Below are 18100 nucleotides of genomic sequence, written 5' to 3' on the forward strand. Positions count from 1 at the left end.
TTGCTCAAAAATAATACTCCATTGAATCCTTTCAAAAAATTAGCCGGCGATACAGCCATTTATGGCGTTAGCAGCATAGTAGGGCGTTTCCTGAACTGGTGGCTTGTTCCCTACTACTCTTTTATGTTTTTGCCCGAAGAGTACGGGGTGGTTACCAACATGTATGCTTACGTGGCTTTTTTCCTGGTATTGCTCACGTACGGTATGGAAACTTCGTATTTCAGGTATGCATCGCGAAGCGACAAACCCGAAGAAGTTTATTCAACATCGCTGATTTCTTTGCTGTTTACCACGCTTTCTTTTGTGTTGCTGGCCTCGGCTTTCCGGCACGAAATTGCGGCCTGGATTCGCTATCCCGATCATCCGGAATACATACTTTGGTTTGCCATTATCCTGGGAATCGACGCATTTACAGCCATTCCTTTTGCTCGGCTAAGACTGAACAACCGGCCGATAAAGTTTGCGATGCTGAAGTTTATTTTCATCGGTTTCAACATCGGTTTTAACCTGTTCTTTATTTCGCTTTGCCCAAAACTGGTGGAGAACAACCCCGACTCCATTGTTAACCTGGTGTATTCAAAAGAAATTGGCGTTGGATATGTTTTTATTTCCAACTTGCTGGCATCGGTAATTGTATTGATTTTATTGCTTCCCGAAATCTTTCGTATTTCCTTTAATTTCAATAAAAAGCTGCTGAAACAAATGCTGAATTACGGTTTTCCTATTCTGATTGTAGGATTAACCGGAATGATCAATCAAAACATTGATAAAGTATTGTTACCCTTTTTATTGCCGCAGAACCAGGACCCGATGTTTCAGCTGGGAATATACGGGGCCAACTACAAACTGGCCGTGCTGATGAATATGTTTATCCAGGCATTTCGTTATGCTTTTGAGCCTTTCTTTTTTGCCCGCGGCGGATCAAAAGACGATCCCCGGATATATGCTGTGGTAATGAAGTATTTTGTGATTTTCGGACTGATCATTTTCCTCGGAATGATGCTTTACCTTGATGTTGTAAAACTCATCATCGATCCGAAATACCACGAAGGATTAAGAGTGGTTCCGCTGGTTTTACTGGCCAACCTCTTTTTTGGTATTTATTTTACGCTTTCGCTGTGGTACAAACTTACCGACAAAACCCGTTACGGAGCTTACATGGCGCTTGTTGGATCGGCTATTACGCTGGTTTTAAATTTTTTATTGATACCGCTTATGGGTTATATGGGCTCGGCCATCGCTGTTTTCGTATGTTTTCTGGCCATGATGATTATATCGTTTGTTTTGGGACAAAAGCATTACCCGGTTCCTTATGATTTAAAGCGGATTGGAACTTATGCTATTTTCGCAGCGGTATTTTTTGCCGCTTCCTATTTTACTGAGAGTTTGCCTTCCCTGCTGAAATACGGTGTGAATACCGTTTTTATGCTTCTTTTTCTGGGAACTGTTTTTAAACACGAAAAAAATGACCTGCTAAAATTGTTTAAAGCAGGAAATAAAAAGTAGATAAAGCATTTAAGTTTCTATCTATCAGCTACTAATTTTAGTAGTGGAGCTTATTTTATCTTCTTTCATAAATATAAGGAATGAATGAGATAAATATGAAAAAGTATTAATTTTGTGGGATTATGAATATCGAAGGTAAAATTATTGCTTTGGCCAGCGATCACGCAGGCTTTCTCAAAAAACAGGTGATCATAAAATTCCTGCAGGAGAACAACATTCCGTTTAAAGATTTTGGGTCTTACTCAGAAGAAAGCGTGGACTATCCGGTGTATGCGCATTTAATTGGTGAAGCCATTGAAAAGGGAGAGTACGAAACGGGTATTACTTTTTGCGGAACAGGGCAGGGAATCAGTATTGCTGCTAACAAGCATCAGGGAGTTCGTTCGGCTATTTGCTGGAATACGGATATCGCTGAATTAGCGCGTCAGCACAACAATGCAAATATTTGTGCTATTCCGGGCCGCTTTGTAAGCGACGAAGAAGCAATTGCCATTGTAAAAGCCTTTTTAAGTACTGATTTCGAAGGAGGAAGACACGCCCGAAGGGTAGACCAGATTCCTATTTGTTAGTGAATGACGGAACTGAAAAACATATTTCTTCAGGATTCTAAAATAGCTTTTAACAAACAGCATCGACGAACCTTAAATTTCAACATTTCGAAGTATGATGAAGCAGTGGCCAAAGGCAAGCTTCGTTATACAAATCTTGAATTGGCGAAACAACGTGCTTCTTATTTCAAAGAAAAAGTAGTTTCAAATCTTGCTGCACATCTCACCGAATTTGAGAAGAACGCCCAAAAGAACGGAATTGAGGTGCTGTGGGCGCGCGATGGAAAAGAAGCGGTAGAGGAAATAAGGAAAGTTCTGGAGGCCGTAAATGCAAAAGTTCTGGTGAAAAGTAAGTCGATGATCTCGGAAGAGATTGAACTGAATGAACACCTGGAACAAGCAGGTTACGAGCCGGTTGAAACCGATTTAGGGGAGTTTATTGTGCAGGTAGCCGGCGAAAAGCCTTACCATATTTTAACGCCTGCCATGCACAAATCGAAAGAAGATGTGGCGGCGCTTTTCAATCAAAAATTTGATACACCCGAAAATTCGACACCCGAAGAACTCACGAAATTTGTTCGCGGGGTTTTGCGTAAAAAATTTACCAGTGCCGAAGTAGGAGTAACCGGATCCAATTTTTTGGTGGCCGATATAGGCGGAGTAGCCCTGACCGAAAACGAAGGGAACGGGATGATGTCGGTTTCCTTTCCGAAGGTTCACATTGTTATCACCGGCATCGAAAAAATCATTCCTTCGGTTAACGATTTGGCTTTGTTTTTTCCGTTGTTGGCAACCCTCGGAACGGGGCAGCAGTTAACGGTTTACAACTCGTTGTTTACCGGGCCAAAAAGAAGCAATGAAACCAACGGACCCGAAAAAATGGTAGTGGTGTTGCTCGATAACAACCGAAGCAAAATAGCCGAAGAAAAAGAGCGCTACAAAGCTTTGAAATGCCTGCGTTGCGGAGCTTGTTTAAATGCCTGTCCGATCTACAAAAATGTAGGTGGTTACACGTACAATACTACTTACAGTGGACCAATCGGCTCGGTGATAACACCGGTTATGAAGGGGTTTAAATTTGATCACCTGAGTTTTGCCTGCACCATTTGCGGGGCTTGTACACAGGTGTGTCCGGTTAAAATTCCCTTACACGATTTGCTTTTACTCAACCGCAAAACAAGTGTTGAAACAAAGCACAGTTCTTTGGGCTGGAATGTGGGAATGAAAGCCTACGAATGGGCCTTTAAAAAGAGAAGGAACCTGGATCTGGTCAACGGTTCAGTAAAAAACGGCCTGCTGCAAATGCAGGCTAATATATTGGGCGACCGAAAACAGTTTCCACCGGTGGCCAAAACTTCGTTTAGTAAACAATGGAAATCACATAAAACGTCTTAATTATGTTATCGAATACGTGTAAATATGCTCTTAGAGCCCTCATTTATCTGGGAAAATTTTCTACCGAAGACAAACGAATCGGTATCAAGAAAATTTCGGAAGATCTTGAATTGTCATCACCTTTTTTGGGAAAAATTCTTCAAAACCTGGTAAAGCAAAAACTGCTGGTTTCCACCAAAGGACCCAATGGCGGATTTTCGCTGGCCAGAAGTGCTTCTGAAATTTCGTTGTGGGAAATTGTAACCAAGGTTGATGGCGAAGAGTTTTTCACCAACTGTCTGATCAGGTTGGAACCGTGTAAAACACACGACCCTTCAAAACCGCTGTGTCCGGTACACGCACAGTATGAAGTTCTCAGAAATCAAATCCGTGGATTTTACACCGAAACCACGCTTGAGAAAATTGGCGAGGACATCGATAAATACGAAGATCTGGTAAAACTTTAGAGGTATTTTTCCAGCTTTTTACCTGAAATAAACAGGCGAAAAAGAAAGGTAGCACTTAGTAATCCGGCTACATTGGCCCAAAGGTCAAGCACATCGGATTGACGGGTAACGGATATTTTATGTTGAACCGATTCCAGCATTACTGCCAGACATATGGCTACCAGTGGTGTCCAGAAATAGTAGTTGGGAGTAAATTTTTTTACCGGTCTGAAAAGCAGCAGGCACAGGATAAAAAACAGAAAAAAATGGACGATTTTATCCAAATGAGGAATCCTTAAAAAAGGTTCTGCTGGCAGTTGGCTGGCCGGAATAAAGAGTAAAAAACACGTAAATAAGAACCAAATCGTAAGTCTCCAGTAATCGTTAAATTTCAACATGGCGGGAATTTATATTCATATTCCTTTTTGCAGGCAGAAGTGCTATTATTGCGATTTTTACAAAACCGTTAATACCACCTTAAAACCTAAGTTTTTACTAAGCCTGAAAGCGGAGGCAAAGGTACGTAAAAACTACCTTCGAAACGAGGCGGTCGAAACCATTTATTTTGGAGGAGGAACCCCGTCGGTGCTTGAAGCCCGCGAGCTAGCCGATATTCTGAAGCATTTAAATGGGCTGTTTGAAGTACAGGAAAACGCAGAAATTACCTTCGAGGCCAACCCCGATGATTTAACTCCCGCATATCTGGAAGCAATAAAACAGGCAGGAATTAACCGCCTGAGCGTGGGGATTCAGGCTTTGCAAAACCGGCATCTTCAAAAAATGAACCGCCGGCACGATGCCAGCCAGGCCATCGAAGCCATTCAAAACGCTGCGAAAATTGGTTTTAACAACATCAGTGTCGATCTTATTTACGGATTACCCGGTTTAACCGAAACCGAGTGGGAAGATAGTCTGAACCAGGTTTTTGACTTGCCCGTACAACACCTTTCAGCGTACCACCTAACCTATCACGAAGGCACGGCTTTTTATACCTGGTTAAAAAAAGGCACACTCAGGGAACTGAGCGAAACAGAAAGTGTAAACCAGTTTGAAATTTTAATAGACAAAGCAGCCCTGGCAGGTTTTGAGCAGTACGAAATTTCAAATTTTGCGCGTAACGAACTCTATTCGCAGCACAATACTTCATACTGGCAAGGAAAAAAATACCTGGGATTGGGGCCCTCGGCTCACTCTTTCGACCAGCAATCGCGCCGGTGGAACACTTCGCATGTCGAATCGTATATCAAGGCCATCGACAACGGATTAGCCTTTTCGGAAGAAGAAATACTAAGCGAAAAAGACCGCTACAACGAATACATTTTAACACGCATCCGAACCAAATGGGGAGTGTCTTTAACGGCTATTAATGAGCTTTTTGGAGAAGAAATGAAAAGCTATTTTCTAACGCAGTTAGCAAAATATGCCGACGCCGGTTTGGTAAACCAGGAAAACGACCGCATCACTTTACCCCGGAAAGGTCTGTTTGTTTCGGACGAAATAATGACTGATCTGATGATTATTTGATTGTCAACCAATAAGTTGAATTCGCATTCTGTCTGAAAAATATTGCGAAAAGCAAAGGTGGGTGGCATTATTTATCTATCTTTGCGGTTCTTTGAAAATCAGATTGCATGCAAGTAAAAATTGTCAATAAATCGAGGAATGAGCTGCCGGCTTACAGTACAAAACTCTCTGCCGGAATGGATTTACGCGCGAATCTCGATCAGCCGGTAACTTTAAAACCCTTACAAAGAGCTTTGGTTCCAACGGGCCTGTTTATCGAATTGCCCGAAGGTTACGAAGCACAGGTACGCCCCCGAAGCGGACTGGCCCTTAAAAAGGGAATAACGGTTTTGAATACGCCCGGAACAATCGATGCGGATTACCGGGGTGAAATAGGCGTCATTTTGATCAACTTGTCGCAGGAAGATTTTGTTATAGAGAACGGTGAACGAATCTGTCAGATGGTAATTTCGAGCCACGAAACTGTGGAATGGGATTTGGTAGAAGTGCTGGAGGAAACAGAAAGAGGAGCGGGTGGCTTTGGTCACACCGGGAAAAATTAGCATGAAGAAAAGAATAGTACAAGGATTAGGAGCTGCATTTTTGGTGGCATCATTTATTTCCTGTTCAGGGCCTAAAAAAGTTACCGAGCAGGAAGTTGTAAAAGCGGCTGTCGATAAACCCGTTGATGAACTGGCAGAAGACCAGCAAAAACAGTTTGAATACCTTTTTGTAGAAGCCTTAAAACAAAAGATGTTTGGCAATCCGCAAAAGGCCATTCAGCTGCTGTCTAGCTGTTTGGAGATTGATCCAAACTCGTCGGCAGCCATGTTCGAGCTGGCAAACATCCACGCGGTAAACAACGATTTTACGAGTGCTTCTTTGTTGTTGGAGAAAGCTATTTCGCTGAATCCGGACAATAAATGGTACAAGGTGTTACTGGCGCAAATTTACCAGCAAACACGCAAGTTTTCAGAAGCAGCCGATTTGTATGCAGAACTGATAAAAAAAGAACCGGAAAACCTCGAATACATATACATGAATGCAGCTTTGCTCGCCAGCGCACAACGTTACGACGAAGCCATCGCTGCCTACGACAAAATGGAAAAGGAAACCGGGATAAACGAACAGATTTCGGTAGCCAAACAACAGGTGTATGTTTCGCAGGGAAAAATCGATAAAGCTTTTGAAGAGATTCATAAACTGATTGACAATAACCCGGGTGAAGCCAAGTATTACGGTTTGCTGGCCGATTTGTACCATAGTCAGGGAGACGATGAAAATGCCTTGAAATACTATCAGAAAATTCAGGAGTTGGATCCAGAAAATGGTTTTGTGCATTTTTCCCTGGCCAACTATTACCACGAAAACGGTGATACGAAAAAATCGTTTGAAGAAACCAAAAAGGGATTTGAAAGCGGATCGGTGGAAGTTCAGACAAAGCTTCAGCTGTACATGATGCTGACCAATAACAATACGCAGCCAAAACTTACGGAGGAGCAGGAAAACGAACTGATCGCGATTTTGCTCGAAAAACACCCCGACGATGCGCTGGTGCACACGATTTATGCCGAAAGCCTGCTGAAAAAACAAAAACTGGCAGAAGCAAGAACCGAATTGCTGAAATCGCTGGAGATCGAGAAAAACGATTACATGATTTGGGAACGGGTGATGCTAATCGACAACGATTTGCAGGACTGGAACAGCTTATATACACACACCAGGGAAATTATGGAGTTGTTTCCCAACCAGCCACAAGGATATTTTTTCCATGCCATTGCCTGTGTTCAGCTCGAAAAGTTTGAAGAAACAGTTACGGTTGTCGATGAAGGGATGGATTTTGTAATTCAGAACCCGCAACTGAAATCCAATTTTCTGATGCTAAAAGGAGAAGCCATTTATAAGCAAAACAAAAAGGAGGAAGCTTATAAATTGTTTGACAAGGCATTGGAACAAGACCCTGAAAATTACCTGATTTTGAACAACTATGCTTATTATCTTTCGGTTGAAGGTAAGGACCTGGATAAAGCCGAACGGATGAGCGGAAAAGTGGTGGAACGCTTCCCCGACAATTCAACTTACCTGGATACACATGCCTGGGTTTTGTTCAAAAAAGGAGAATATACGCTGGCCAAATTTTACATGGAGTCGGCCCTGAAAAACGGGGGAGAGGACAACCCAACCCTGCTCGAACATTATGGCGACATTCTGTTTATGCTTAAAAAGCTGGATGAAGCCAAAGCCTATTGGGAAAAAGCAAAGAATTTCGGAGGTGATTCGGAGGTTCTGTTGCGTAAAATAAAGGAACAAAAATATATTGAAGAGTAGAAAATGGGAAAACGTTCCTTGTTTAAATTTCCGCTTATTGTTTTTTTTCTGTTTTTGATTGGAGCAAGTGCCTGTAAGGCCCCGCGTGAAGTGGTTAGAACGGCCATTAAACCAATGGGCACCAATCGTCTTTTGAAAAACATTGAAGAGAATGCGTTTGATTACGAGTACCTGGCGATTAAACGAATCAGCTGCCAGTTTTCCACTTCCGAGAATAAATCATCGTTTCGCATTAACCTGAAGTCGAAGAAAGACGAGCAGATTCTGGTAGCGATCAGTAAGCTCAATATTCCGGTGGGTAGGGTGCTGCTTACCCCCGACAGCGTTAAATACGTGAATTACATCGATCACAACTATTTTGTGGACGATTATTCATTCATCAGCGATTTTTTGAATATGGACATCAACTTTTCCACCATTCAAAACATCATTTCCAACAATGTCTTTTCCTATCGCGACGACCCGCGTGACGATTACAAAACCTTTGATTCCTTTATTGAATCAGGAATGTACGTGCTTCAGTCGGAAAAAAACAGGAAGATATTTAGAATGGAAAACAAAAAGCCGCAGAAGATCGACCGCCGCCTCAAACGCCTTGATGTGGAAGCGCTTATCCTGCAACGAATGTTTTTTGATCCGGTGCATTATTCCCTCAAAAAGCTCGAAATATTTGACAAAACCAACAATCGTAACGTGTTTATGACGTTTGATGAATTTACGGAGGTAAATGGGAAAGAGTATCCGGGAGCTATCGATATGAGTTTTCAATCGGAAGTGGATAAGGTTTCGGTGTCGCTGAAAATGAGCGGTTTTTCAACCGAAGAAATCACCTCGTTTAGTATTAAAATACCCGAAAAATACGAGGAAATCCGTGTAAATTAAGCTCGATTCATTTACATTCGTGAAAACGATTTTGGGATGAAGTATTTCGTATTCACATGGGTTGTTTTTCTGATTCCTCTGGTAGGTTTCACACAATCAATTTCCGAACTGCAAAAGCAAAAAGAAGATGCAGCCAGGGAGATTGAATATACTTCCCGTCTGCTTCAGGAAGCCCAAAAAAACGAAAAATCATCGCTTACCAAACTAAACCTGCTCAACAGTAAAATACGCCAGCGAAACTCTCTTATTGACGCTATTAACGGCGAAATACGCTTGTACGACGAGTTTATTTCGAACAACGTTTTGGCGGTGGATATGCTGGAGGACGATCTCAAAAACCTAAAGGATGAATATGCTGAAATGATTCGGCTGGCTTACAAAAACAGGCACAGTGGAGATGTTCTTTTGTTTATGTTATCGGCCGAAAACTTTAACCAGGCCTACCGCCGGCTTTTGTATACGCGCCGGTATTCTGATTACAGGAAGAGCCAGGTTGAAATGATCGGGTCGGTTCAGGAAGTGCTGAACGGAAGCATTAAAAAGCTGGAAGAACAAAAAGCTGTAAAACAACAGCTGGTTGGGCAGACACGGGACGAACGACAGCAGCTTTCGAAAGAGCAGGGACAGCAAAACCAGGAGCTAAAGGAGCTGAAGGACCAGAAAAGAAACCTCGAAAAACGGCTTCAGCAACAACGAAAAATAGAACAACAACTGGAACGCGAAATCCAACGGATTATTGAAGAGGAAGCCCGCAAAAGCAAGGAAAGCGGAGGATCGGGTTTTGCACTTACTCCCGAGCAAAAGCTGATTGGCAGCAATTTCGAACAAAACAAGAAGCGCCTGCCCTGGCCGGTGGAACGGGGAATCATTGTGGAGCATTTTGGCGTTCATCAGCACCCGGTACTTACCAACGTGCAGGTGCGAAACAACGGGGTGAACATAGCAACCGAAGCGGGTTCAAAAGTACGTGCGATATTCAGCGGCGAAGTAACCCGTGTTTTTGGCATTTCGGGCGGAAATACGGCCGTTATTATCAGGCACGGGAGTTATCTTTCGGTTTACTCCAACCTGCGCGAGGTAGTGGTTAAAAAAGGCGATAAAGTGACCACGAAACAAGTGATAGGAACGGTGTTCACCGATTTTGACGATGACAACAAAACCATCCTCAAATTTCAGATTTGGCACGAAAGCCAGAAAATGAACCCTGAGGACTGGATTGTCCGGTGATTATTCACGTTCGTTTAGTTTGGCCTTAATGTCTCTCAGGTGTTCCAGCATTTCCATGGTTACCGGGTTTTCAACAGCGGCATTGCGCATTTCTTCTTTTCGCAAACCCAATTTGGTGTCAAACCGGCCCAGTATTAATGAGAATACTACAAAAAACACCATCATTACCGGATAAGTAATCCATTTGTTTTCATCCAGAAAATTTCGGATGGTTTCATCCTTCAAGTCGTTTAGAAACATAAAGGCGATCATCACAAAACTGATGTACCCGATGTACATCCGGGCGCGATCTACATAAATTTTCCACCGGATAAAGGTGCGTTTGTCCATTTTTATTCCAAAGAATTTCATAGCAGTTACGAGTTTAATTCCAGTTCCATTTTGTATTGAGAAAGAAAGTGTTGCAGGCCGGTTTTTTCAAGGAAATGCTGAGTTGCCCCGCTCGGATCGTTCACATTGTTGGTGTTGATCTCGCTTCCGGCTTTGTCATAAAAAGAACGAAACAAAGTGCTTCCTATTTTCTGACGCCTGAATTTTGGTGCCACTGCAAATTGCAGTATCCGTGCCCGCTGAAGGTTTCCGGCCAGGTAACCCATCAACTCATTATTGAGGTAAGCACCGTAAACCGTAGCACTGTTAAGTTTCCGGATGGTTTCCGAAGCATTTTGCCAGGTAGGTTCCCAACTTCTGAAAGTATCCAACAGGCTAAAATCGGGAGCAGGCATTTCACGAACCTCCACCGCATTATTTATCGTTACAGAATCTGGTTTTCCTTTAAAACATTCGAGTTTTGTTACCTTTTTAAAACCGGCGGAAGTGTACGATTTGATGGCAGGGATGTTGTCGCTGATCACCTCCAGTTCTATTTTGGTAACGTTCTTTTTCCGAAGCAGGGGAATCAGCTGTTCGTACATTTTAGGAGTGGCTTTTTGCCCCCTGTAGGCCTTTAAAACACCCGTGGCTGCATTGTAGGCAATGGTTTGGTTATTCACTTTCCGGATGGCGTGCAGCATAAAACCAAGGGGTTTGCCTTCGGCAAAAATCCCCATAGAATGGTCGGGCAGAATATCTTCCGACATGATTTTCTCGGTCAGTATTTCGGGGGTGAGGTTTACCTTTACAAAATACTCTTCGAAAGCACGATTGAACAGGTCGGTTAATTCATCAATGCTTAGGTTTTCAAGTGTGCGGAATTCCATTATTGATTGGTTTGAAGTTGAATTTTGGATAACAAAAAACCGGCTTGTGGCCGGTTTCTGTTTATGCTGATTTTATAAATTAGCCACTCTTGTAAGCGACGGGATGTCGAGAAATTTAATCTTTCGTCCCTGTAACTCAATGAGTTTGTCGTTTTTGAATTCAGATAGCAGCCTGATAACCGATTCGGTTGCCGTACCAACCATGTTGGCCAGTTCTTCGCGGGTGAGCGAAATCTGAAGCGTATTATGATGATCGAGCTCAAAATTCTCTTTCAGCAACAACAACACTTCTGCCAGGCGTTCGCGAACCGTTTTTTGAGCAATGTCGGTAATGTAATCGTTGGCTTCGCGTAATTCGCGACAAACAATCTGCAGCATGTGGTGCGAAAACTGCCAGTTGCTTTGGATCAGGTACAACAGTGTTTGATACGGAACGTGGCAAAGTGCCGCTTCATCAATCACTTTGGCGGTTGTACAGGCCAGCTCCTGGCTCAGTAGCGAACGGTAAGCAATGATCTCGCCTTTTTTGGCAAAGCGAATGATCTGTTCCTTGCCATCAATGCCCGTTTTGTACACTTTAATGATTCCGCGCGTGACACAGAAAAACCCGGTTAATCTGCTTCCTTCGCGGTAAATGATGGTTCCTTTTTTATAGAGCGAACAAGTTTTTTCAAAGTTCAAGCGGTTGAACTCATCCTCAGTCAGTTTTTTAAATAACTGAAATCCACTCAAATCCGATTCAGCATCCGATGGCCTTTTAACTGCACTTCTCATTTTAGGTTTTTAGAATAAATTAAATTCAGCTCTCTTATTGACGATAAAAATACAATTATCTGCTTTATCCGAAAAACTATTTATATAGATAGTTGTATGTTGTATATTTGTTGCAAAGTAAAGTAAAAGTATTTTAAAATTAGGATGTTATGAAGCATGTTGTGGATATGGCGTGGACTGATAAACTCGCTTTCGAAGGTGATATGGATGGACACAAAGTGATTGTTGATGCTACGGAAGAAGCAGGGGGCAGCGATTTGGGGCCGCGTCCCAAGAAGTTAATGCTCACGGCTCTGGCTGGTTGTACGGGGGTGGATGTAATTATGATTTTGAAAAAAATGAAAGTGGAGGTGGAAGCTTTCAATGTAATTGTGGAAGCCGATGTTACCGAAGAGCATCCCAAACGTTATTATAAAATGAAGGTGATCTACCAGTTTAAAGGAAAAGATTTACCACTGGAAAAGTTGGAAAAAGCAGTGAAATTATCCGAAGAAAAGTATTGCGGAGTAACAGCTGCCTACCAAAAAGCCATGGATGTGGAAAGTGAGATCAGAATTGTGGAATAAGAACAGTGCATGATCAGAATAAACAGAAAGCAATCTTCCCTGAAGATTGCTTTTTTGTTTATACTAACTGGTTAATAATAAGAGGGCTTTGATGGATGGAAGTGAGAAGCTTTGAAAAGCAATTCCTTTCCACCGAAATACGTTGTAAATCAATATTTACACGCCGGGAATCCCAATACGAAGGAGGCATTTTCTTCTTGCTAAACCTGAATACAAAAAATACCGGTGGACGCAAACGGGCTGCACACCGGTTATTTTTTGTAATTTAGTTTTTTTGATTAACAAACATTCACTATGCTACAATCGGTCAATCCAACCACTGGCGAAGTGGTAAAAACGTATGAAGCTCATACAAGCGAGGGGACAGAGAAAATAATCAATGCCGTAGATAAAACCTGGCACCATTGGAGAAGTACTTCGTTTATGTTTCGAAGCCAGCTGATGCAAAATTTATCGGGCTTGCTGAAATCGAAAAGAGAAGAACTGGCATTTCTGATGGCGCTTGAAATGGGCAAGGTGAAACAGGAAGGAATGGCTGAAATTGACAAGTGTGCCTGGGCTTGTGATTATTATGCAGCAAATGCCGAAAGTTTTCTGGAGAATGAACCGATTCCCACAGAAGCATTCAAATCATATGTTTCGTATCAGCCCATCGGAACTGTTTTGGGAATTATGCCCTGGAACTTTCCGTTTTGGCAGGTGTTTCGCTTTGTTGCCCCAACACTGATGGCCGGGAACACTGCGGTACTGAAACACGCCAGCAACGTGCCGGGGTGTGCCATTGCCATCGAAGAATTGTTTCGTGAAGCCGGTTTCCCTGAGAACGTTTTCCGTACACTGTTGATCGGTAGCAAGCAGGTTGAAAAGGTAATTCGTCACAAAGCCATAAAGGCGGTTAGTATAACGGGAAGTACGCCTGCCGGTAAAAGTGTGGCTGCGATTGCCGGATCGGAACTAAAAAAATGTGTGCTCGAACTGGGAGGCAGCGATCCGTACATCATCCTGGAAGATGCCGACATGGAACTTGCAGCCCAAAAATGTGCTGCAGGGAGGCTGTTAAATGCCGGGCAAAGCTGCATTGGCGCGAAACGTTTTATTGTGGAAGAAAAGGTTTATGCTCATTTCCTGGAGTTGTTTACACACGAAATGAGTGCAGCTGTGTTTGGTGATCCCTTTGATGAAGACACAACGATGGGCCCGCTGGCCCGGTTCGATTTACGCGACGAATTGCATCAGCAGGTAGTGGCGTCGGTTGAAAAAGGTGCTGAAGTGATCATCGGAGGAGAGATTCCCCAAATAAAAGGCGCTTTTTATCCACCCACTATTCTGGAAAATGTAAAACCCGGAATGCCGGCGTATGACGAGGAGCTTTTTGGACCGGTTGCTTCGGTGATAAAAGTAAAAGACCTTCAGGAAGCCGTTAAAGTGGCCAATGACACCGAATTTGGCTTGGGGGCGGCTATCTTCACCGCCAACAGATCAAAGGGCGAAAATATCGCTGAAATGCGCCTCGAAGCGGGTGCCTGTTTTGTAAACGATTTTGTGAAATCGGATCCACGGCTACCTTTTGGAGGAATAAAAACAAGCGGTTTTGGACGGGAGTTATCGGTACACGGCATTAAAGAATTTACCAACATAAAAACAGTGGTCGTAAAATAGCTTTTTGGAAAGTTGGTTAGGAGGATGTTTTGGTGTTTTTCCAGGGCCATCTGGAATAGATTTTTCGCCCTACAAATTGCCCAAGGAAAAAACTTCCGATGAGAAAAGGGGCCAGTTCCCAGGTGAGCGACAGACCAAAAAATTTCCGGATAAGTATGATCAGCGGAACCGGTAAATGAATAAAGAAAAACCACCAGAAGGAGAGTTTTCTGAACTTTCCACGCATATATCCAAAAGGCAGGTTAACCACAAAAGTAGCAAGGCAGGTTAACAAAACGCGGATCCAAAGCTCTTCGGGATATAGTTGAAACAGAAGAATGTTCAGGAAATCCGTCATCTGCTAATCAAGTTTTGCTTCAATCAGTTCGCACAGTGTATCCACCCAGCGGTCGTGTGTATTTAAACTTTCCACCAGCTGCACTTTTTCTCCGCCTTTTTGCTTGAACTCACGGTTGTAATCGTGTTCAATTTCAACAATGGTTTCCAGGCAGTCGGTTACAAAAGCCGGCGCAAGCACCAGTATTCTCTTTTTACCTTCCTGAAGTTTTCGGTCCAGTACTTCATCCGAAAAAGGAGTGAGCCAGTTTTTGGAAAGCCGCGACTGAAATCCAATGGTATATTCATCGTCTTTCAACCCCATTTCGTTGGCAATCAGTTGGGTTGTTTCGCAACAGGCCCGGCTGTAAGCATAGGTTTCTCCGGCAGGTTGATTATCTGGTTGGCTCTTTTCGTCCTGGCGGTTGGGCAGGCCATGGTAGGAGAAAAGTACAAAATCGAAACTCTTCGGATCGTATTTTTGCGCCTGTTCGGCAAAAGCTTTGATAAAGCCCGGATTCCTGAAAAATTGTCCGATCCGGACGACCTCGATATTTATTTTTTTCTTCTGAATATAGTCTTCAACAGCTACAAAAGCCGTTTCGGTGGTCGAAAGCGCGTGTTGCGGGAAAAGCGGCAATACGATCAGCTTTTTATATCCTTCTTTCTGAATTTGAAGAAGTGCCTGCTTGTACCCCGGGTTTCCGTAACGCATGCCTAAAAAAACATCGGCTTTTTCACCCAATTTATCCTGCAACTTTTCCTGTAATTCTTTCGACAGGTAAATAAGTGGCGAACCTTTTTTGGTCCAAAGCCGCAGGTACAATTGTGTCGACTTTTTTACCCTGAAAGGAATAATGATCAGGTTCACGAGTATTTTCCTTGCCAGCCACGGAATGTCTATCACCCGCTTATCGTTCAGGAATTGAGTGAGGTAACGACGTACTGCCGGCTTGGTGGGTGCGTCCGGGCTACCTACATTTACCAGCAAAACAGCTGTGTTTGAATTATTCATATTAGTTGGTTGATAATTGATCAGCAATCAAGCGGCCTTGTTTGATGCGGTCGGCCATTCCGATTCCGTCGCGAATGTTTCCGGCCAGAATCACACCCGGGAATTCCTGTTCGAGTGCTGAAATGGCAGCCAGTTTTTGCTCGCTTTCAAAACTGTATTGCGGAATGGCATGTTGGTAACGGAAAATACGGCATACATCGGGATTGAATGTTTTGAGTCCCATCATTTCGGTAACTTCCTGCTCAGCAACTTTTAACAGTTCTTCGTCGCTCAGGTCAAACAATTCGGGTTTGCGAATACCGCCCATAAATACCGACAACATGGCGCCGCCTTCGGGGGCACGGTTTTTCAAAAACGAAGAAAGGAATAAGATTCCCAATACTTGTCGTTTTTCAGCAGAAGGCACCAGTCCTCCAAAGGATCTGATCGGAAGACCCTCCCATTTTTTAAATCCCAGCGAAACCTGCGTTACTTTCGCATATTTCATCTGGTTGATTTCGTTGACTTTTTCGGCCGGAAGGAAAGGGAACAAATTCTGCAGACCATACGCTCCAACCGTAGAAATTACGTGGGTAAATGTTTCTTCACCGAGCTGATAGGAATTTTCACCTTCCTGTTTTTTTACTTCCAGGTTTTTACAATTCAGGCTGATGTTTTCTTCGCCAATATTTTTTACAAGCGCTTTTACCAGGTTTTCCAAACCACCTTCAGCCGAAAAAACAACCTTGGTAGCTTTCTTTTCGCGTTCTGTTTTGGGCTCCTTGGCTTTTTTGATGCTTCCGCCAATAAAACTGCCATAGTTTTGTTCGAGGTTGTAAAGTTTGGGCAGTGCAAAACGGGTGATCAGTTTTTCCGGATCGCCGGCATAAACCCCCGATAAAAAGGGATCGACTGCATTTCTGAGAAAGCTTTTTCCCATGCGCCGGCGAACCATTTCAGCAACGGTTTCGTCGGGATTGGTGCCCGGTTTTCGGAAAGGCTCACCCAAAATACGAAGTTTGTCACCAAAGGTAAAGAGGGGAGTGGTTATACCGCCGATCAAACCCGAAGGAATGACGCGCCATTTTCCGTTTAGCCAGATCCAGCGGGCCTTGGCCGATTCGTTGGCTACTTCCAGCGTGCAGTCGTCTTTCAGGTCTTCAAAAAGCTCGGCAGCTTCGGGCTGACCCAAAGCACCGGTATTCGGTCCCGATTCAAATACAAAACCATCCTGCTGATTGGTTCGGATAACTCCTCCCGGACGATCGTCTTTTTCAAAAACATGAAAGTTAACACCGTTCTTTTTGAGGTAGAAAGCGGTGGTTAACCCGGTTAACCCGGCGCCGATAATGGCTATTTTAACATTTTCTTTGTTCACCTTACAGGGCTCTTGAGAATTTCTGTGTTGCATTTTTTAAGTTCGGATCGAGGTTGGCGGCAATGTTTCTCACAAAAAACTTTCCGCGATCGGGTACCGTAATTTCGTCGTTGTTAAAAATCAGCAATCCTTCTTCTGCAAATGCCCCCAGTGATTCTTCTTCGTAACTGATTGCTTTCTTGATTTCATCCACGGTAACGCCAAAAACCTGTTCCGTTTCTTTCCATGAAATATAGTAATTACACATTACTTCGTTGATCACATGGCGGATTATTTTCTCACGTTGAGTGAGTTCATAGCCTTTTTCAACGGTGAATTTGCCTTTGTTGATCTGATCAACGTATGTATTGGTGTCTTTTATATTCTGAGCATAAGCACTTTCGAGCTGGCTGATACCGGTAGCTCCAAAGGCATACACCTGCCCGGTAGTTTCGCGGGTACAGTAGCCCTGGAAATTACGGTGAAGTTTTTTGCTGTTAAAAGCGATGGCCAACTCGTCGTCGGGTTTGGCATAATGGTCCAGGCCAATGGCTGCGTAGCCGCTTTTGGTAAGCAGCTGATAGCCTTTTTCAAACATATCGAGCTTTTTACTGGCCGATGGAAGACCTTTTGCTTCGAGTATTTTCTGTGCTTTGCGTACCCACGGAACATGCGCGTAAGAAAAAGTTACCAGGCGATCGGGCGATATTTCGATGGCCCGTTCAATGGTTTTGGCAAACGAATCCACATCCTGGTACGGAAGTCCGTAAATAAAGTCGAGGTTAATGCCCGTATTGGGGTGTTTCCGGATCATGGCCACCAGTTCTTCCACCGGAATGATGGAACCGTCGCGGTTAACGTTGTCCAGCACTTTCTGATCAAAATCCTGAATACCCAGGCTGAACCGGTTGAATTTCATGGCCACCAGCCTTTCAATAAACTCTTCATCCAACATGGCAGGGTGGCATTCCATCGCAATTTCCGCTTTGTCGATAAAGGTGAAATTGTCGTGAATAACCTCCATGATTTCATCAATCATCCCAACCGGTAACGAATTGGGAGTTCCGCCACCCCAGTGAACCTGCGATACTTTTCTGTTCGGATCGAGGTAGCTTTTTACCATCAGTATCTCCTTTTTTACGGCATCAACATACCGCCGCATTTTATCCTGATCTTTTGTTAAATGGGTGTTACAGCCACAGTAATAACAAATTTTCGGACAAAACGGAATGTGGATATAAATCGAGATGTTCTGCGGATTTTCATCGTTCGAACGTTCCAGAATCCGGATGTAATCGTCAGCCGTAAAATCAGGAGTAAAAAAATTGGCAGGAGGATAACTCGTGTACCTCGGTACCGGAGTATTGTATTTCTGAATAAGTTTTTGATCGATCTGCATAATCTGAAATTTTAAAAGTAAAA

General features: G+C 43.3%; 19 protein-coding genes. 11 read left to right on the plus strand and 8 right to left on the minus strand.

The genetic code is table 11. From position 1 onward, the window contains the following. Nucleotides 1–21: 21 nt before the first annotated feature. The 4 genes from D1614_RS08930 (at nucleotide 22) to D1614_RS08945 (ending at nucleotide 3895) form a co-directional block, all read left to right on the plus strand. Nucleotides 22–1506 carry a lipopolysaccharide biosynthesis protein gene (locus tag D1614_RS08930; protein WP_162304454.1) on the plus strand — a complete coding sequence of 495 codons (1485 nt, stop codon included), beginning with the start codon at nucleotides 22–24 and terminating at the stop codon, nucleotides 1504–1506. A 122-nt stretch (nucleotides 1507–1628) separates the two neighbouring features. After that, nucleotides 1629–2075 carry a ribose 5-phosphate isomerase B gene (rpiB, locus tag D1614_RS08935; protein ID WP_119437569.1) on the plus strand — a complete coding sequence of 149 codons (447 nt, stop codon included), beginning with the start codon at nucleotides 1629–1631 and terminating at the stop codon, nucleotides 2073–2075. A 3-nt stretch (nucleotides 2076–2078) separates the two neighbouring features. Next, nucleotides 2079–3449, plus strand: a complete 1371-nt coding sequence (locus tag D1614_RS08940; protein ID WP_119437570.1) for a lactate utilization protein B — start codon at nucleotides 2079–2081, stop codon at nucleotides 3447–3449. A 2-nt stretch (nucleotides 3450–3451) separates the two neighbouring features. Further along, a complete protein-coding gene (locus D1614_RS08945; protein ID WP_119437571.1) occupies nucleotides 3452–3895 on the plus strand; it encodes an RrF2 family transcriptional regulator in 444 nt (147 codons plus the stop codon). On the opposite strand, the gene D1614_RS08950 is transcribed toward D1614_RS08945, so the two are convergent. After that, the gene (locus D1614_RS08950) at nucleotides 3892–4272 is read right to left on the minus strand and encodes a VanZ family protein (protein WP_119437572.1); all 381 of its coding nucleotides are present in this window, start codon (nucleotides 4270–4272) and stop codon (nucleotides 3892–3894) included. The two genes, D1614_RS08945 and D1614_RS08950, sit on opposite strands and share 4 nt — an antisense overlap. On the opposite strand from D1614_RS08950, the gene hemW reads away from it, so the two are divergent. The 5 genes from hemW to D1614_RS08975 all read left to right on the plus strand — a co-directional run bounded on the left by hemW (nucleotide 4271) and on the right by D1614_RS08975 (nucleotide 9814). After that, nucleotides 4271–5398, plus strand: coding sequence for a radical SAM family heme chaperone HemW (hemW, locus tag D1614_RS08955; protein ID WP_119437573.1), 1128 nt, complete (start codon nucleotides 4271–4273; stop codon nucleotides 5396–5398). The two genes, D1614_RS08950 and hemW, sit on opposite strands and share 2 nt — an antisense overlap. A 107-nt stretch (nucleotides 5399–5505) precedes the next feature. Further along, a complete protein-coding gene (dut, locus tag D1614_RS08960) occupies nucleotides 5506–5940 on the plus strand; it encodes a dUTP diphosphatase (RefSeq protein WP_119437574.1) in 435 nt (144 codons plus the stop codon). Nucleotide 5941: 1 nt separating this feature from the next. Next, nucleotides 5942–7705 carry a tetratricopeptide repeat protein gene (locus D1614_RS08965; protein ID WP_119437575.1) on the plus strand — a complete coding sequence of 588 codons (1764 nt, stop codon included), beginning with the start codon at nucleotides 5942–5944 and terminating at the stop codon, nucleotides 7703–7705. A 3-nt stretch (nucleotides 7706–7708) separates the two neighbouring features. Next, on the plus strand, nucleotides 7709–8587 hold the full coding sequence (gene lolB1 / locus D1614_RS08970; RefSeq protein ID WP_119437576.1) for a lipoprotein insertase outer membrane protein LolB1: 879 nt from the start codon (nucleotides 7709–7711) through the stop codon (nucleotides 8585–8587). 36 nt (nucleotides 8588–8623) lie between these two features. Continuing rightward, on the plus strand, nucleotides 8624–9814 hold the full coding sequence (locus D1614_RS08975; protein WP_119437577.1) for a murein hydrolase activator EnvC family protein: 1191 nt from the start codon (nucleotides 8624–8626) through the stop codon (nucleotides 9812–9814). Here the strand turns inward: D1614_RS08975 and D1614_RS08980 are convergent, their stop codons facing one another. From D1614_RS08980 to D1614_RS08990, 3 genes are all read right to left on the minus strand, one after another. Continuing rightward, nucleotides 9815–10165: a hypothetical protein gene (locus tag D1614_RS08980; protein ID WP_119437578.1), complete on the minus strand. Its 351-nt coding sequence runs from the start codon at nucleotides 10163–10165 to the stop codon at nucleotides 9815–9817. 5 nt (nucleotides 10166–10170) lie between these two features. Then, entirely contained in the window at nucleotides 10171–11013 is an 843-nt protein-coding gene (locus D1614_RS08985; protein WP_119437579.1) for a GNAT family N-acetyltransferase, read from the minus strand. A gap of 72 nt (nucleotides 11014–11085) precedes the next feature. Beyond that, on the minus strand, nucleotides 11086–11787 hold the full coding sequence (locus tag D1614_RS08990) for a Crp/Fnr family transcriptional regulator (RefSeq protein ID WP_119437580.1): 702 nt from the start codon (nucleotides 11785–11787) through the stop codon (nucleotides 11086–11088). 149 nt (nucleotides 11788–11936) lie between these two features. Between D1614_RS08990 and D1614_RS08995 the strand changes: the two genes are divergently transcribed. Both D1614_RS08995 and D1614_RS09000 read left to right on the plus strand, forming a co-directional pair. Then, nucleotides 11937–12353: an OsmC family protein gene (locus D1614_RS08995; protein ID WP_119437581.1), complete on the plus strand. Its 417-nt coding sequence runs from the start codon at nucleotides 11937–11939 to the stop codon at nucleotides 12351–12353. Between the two features lie 294 nt (nucleotides 12354–12647). Next, nucleotides 12648–14012 (plus strand): NAD-dependent succinate-semialdehyde dehydrogenase, encoded by a 1365-nt coding sequence (locus D1614_RS09000; protein ID WP_119437582.1) that lies wholly within the window; start codon nucleotides 12648–12650, stop codon nucleotides 14010–14012. A gap of 16 nt (nucleotides 14013–14028) precedes the next feature. Here D1614_RS09000 and D1614_RS09005 read toward each other — a convergent pair whose 3' ends face one another. The 4 genes from D1614_RS09005 to hemN are packed head-to-tail and all read right to left on the minus strand — an operon-like array spanning nucleotide 14029 to nucleotide 18077. After that, on the minus strand, nucleotides 14029–14349 hold the full coding sequence (locus tag D1614_RS09005) for a hypothetical protein (protein WP_119437583.1): 321 nt from the start codon (nucleotides 14347–14349) through the stop codon (nucleotides 14029–14031). 3 nt (nucleotides 14350–14352) lie between these two features. After that, nucleotides 14353–15342 (minus strand): ferrochelatase, encoded by a 990-nt coding sequence (gene hemH / locus D1614_RS09010; protein WP_119437584.1) that lies wholly within the window; start codon nucleotides 15340–15342, stop codon nucleotides 14353–14355. 1 nt (nucleotide 15343) lies between these two features. After that, entirely contained in the window at nucleotides 15344–16732 is a 1389-nt protein-coding gene (hemG, locus tag D1614_RS09015) for a protoporphyrinogen oxidase (protein ID WP_119437585.1), read from the minus strand. After that, nucleotides 16701–18077, minus strand: coding sequence for an oxygen-independent coproporphyrinogen III oxidase (gene hemN / locus D1614_RS09020; RefSeq protein ID WP_206609963.1), 1377 nt, complete (start codon nucleotides 18075–18077; stop codon nucleotides 16701–16703). Before hemN ends, hemG begins: the two co-directional genes overlap by 32 nt. Between the last annotated feature and the right edge of the window lie 23 nt (nucleotides 18078–18100).

This window comes from Maribellus luteus (assembly GCF_003576475.1).
GTDB lineage: Bacteria > Bacteroidota > Bacteroidia > Bacteroidales > Prolixibacteraceae > Draconibacterium > Draconibacterium luteum.

Coding starts and splice junctions, on each gene's coding strand:
- rpiB (WP_119437569.1), top strand. CDS start 1,629: ATGAATATCGAAGGTAAAATTATTGCTTTGGCCAGCGATCACGCAGGC.
- D1614_RS08940 (WP_119437570.1), top strand. CDS start 2,079: ATGACGGAACTGAAAAACATATTTCTTCAGGATTCTAAAATAGCTTTT.
- D1614_RS08945 (WP_119437571.1), top strand. CDS start 3,452: ATGTTATCGAATACGTGTAAATATGCTCTTAGAGCCCTCATTTATCTG.
- hemW (WP_119437573.1), top strand. CDS start 4,271: ATGGCGGGAATTTATATTCATATTCCTTTTTGCAGGCAGAAGTGCTAT.
- D1614_RS08950 (WP_119437572.1), bottom strand. CDS start 4,272: ATGTTGAAATTTAACGATTACTGGAGACTTACGATTTGGTTCTTATTT.
- dut (WP_119437574.1), top strand. CDS start 5,506: ATGCAAGTAAAAATTGTCAATAAATCGAGGAATGAGCTGCCGGCTTAC.
- D1614_RS08965 (WP_119437575.1), top strand. CDS start 5,942: ATGAAGAAAAGAATAGTACAAGGATTAGGAGCTGCATTTTTGGTGGCA.
- lolB1 (WP_119437576.1), top strand. CDS start 7,709: ATGGGAAAACGTTCCTTGTTTAAATTTCCGCTTATTGTTTTTTTTCTG.
- D1614_RS08975 (WP_119437577.1), top strand. CDS start 8,624: ATGAAGTATTTCGTATTCACATGGGTTGTTTTTCTGATTCCTCTGGTA.
- D1614_RS08980 (WP_119437578.1), bottom strand. CDS start 10,165: ATGAAATTCTTTGGAATAAAAATGGACAAACGCACCTTTATCCGGTGG.
- D1614_RS08985 (WP_119437579.1), bottom strand. CDS start 11,013: ATGGAATTCCGCACACTTGAAAACCTAAGCATTGATGAATTAACCGAC.
- D1614_RS08990 (WP_119437580.1), bottom strand. CDS start 11,787: ATGAGAAGTGCAGTTAAAAGGCCATCGGATGCTGAATCGGATTTGAGT.
- D1614_RS08995 (WP_119437581.1), top strand. CDS start 11,937: ATGAAGCATGTTGTGGATATGGCGTGGACTGATAAACTCGCTTTCGAA.
- D1614_RS09000 (WP_119437582.1), top strand. CDS start 12,648: ATGCTACAATCGGTCAATCCAACCACTGGCGAAGTGGTAAAAACGTAT.
- D1614_RS09005 (WP_119437583.1), bottom strand. CDS start 14,349: ATGACGGATTTCCTGAACATTCTTCTGTTTCAACTATATCCCGAAGAG.
- hemH (WP_119437584.1), bottom strand. CDS start 15,342: ATGAATAATTCAAACACAGCTGTTTTGCTGGTAAATGTAGGTAGCCCG.
- hemG (WP_119437585.1), bottom strand. CDS start 16,732: ATGCAACACAGAAATTCTCAAGAGCCCTGTAAGGTGAACAAAGAAAAT.
- hemN (WP_206609963.1), bottom strand. CDS start 18,077: ATGCAGATCGATCAAAAACTTATTCAGAAATACAATACTCCGGTACCG.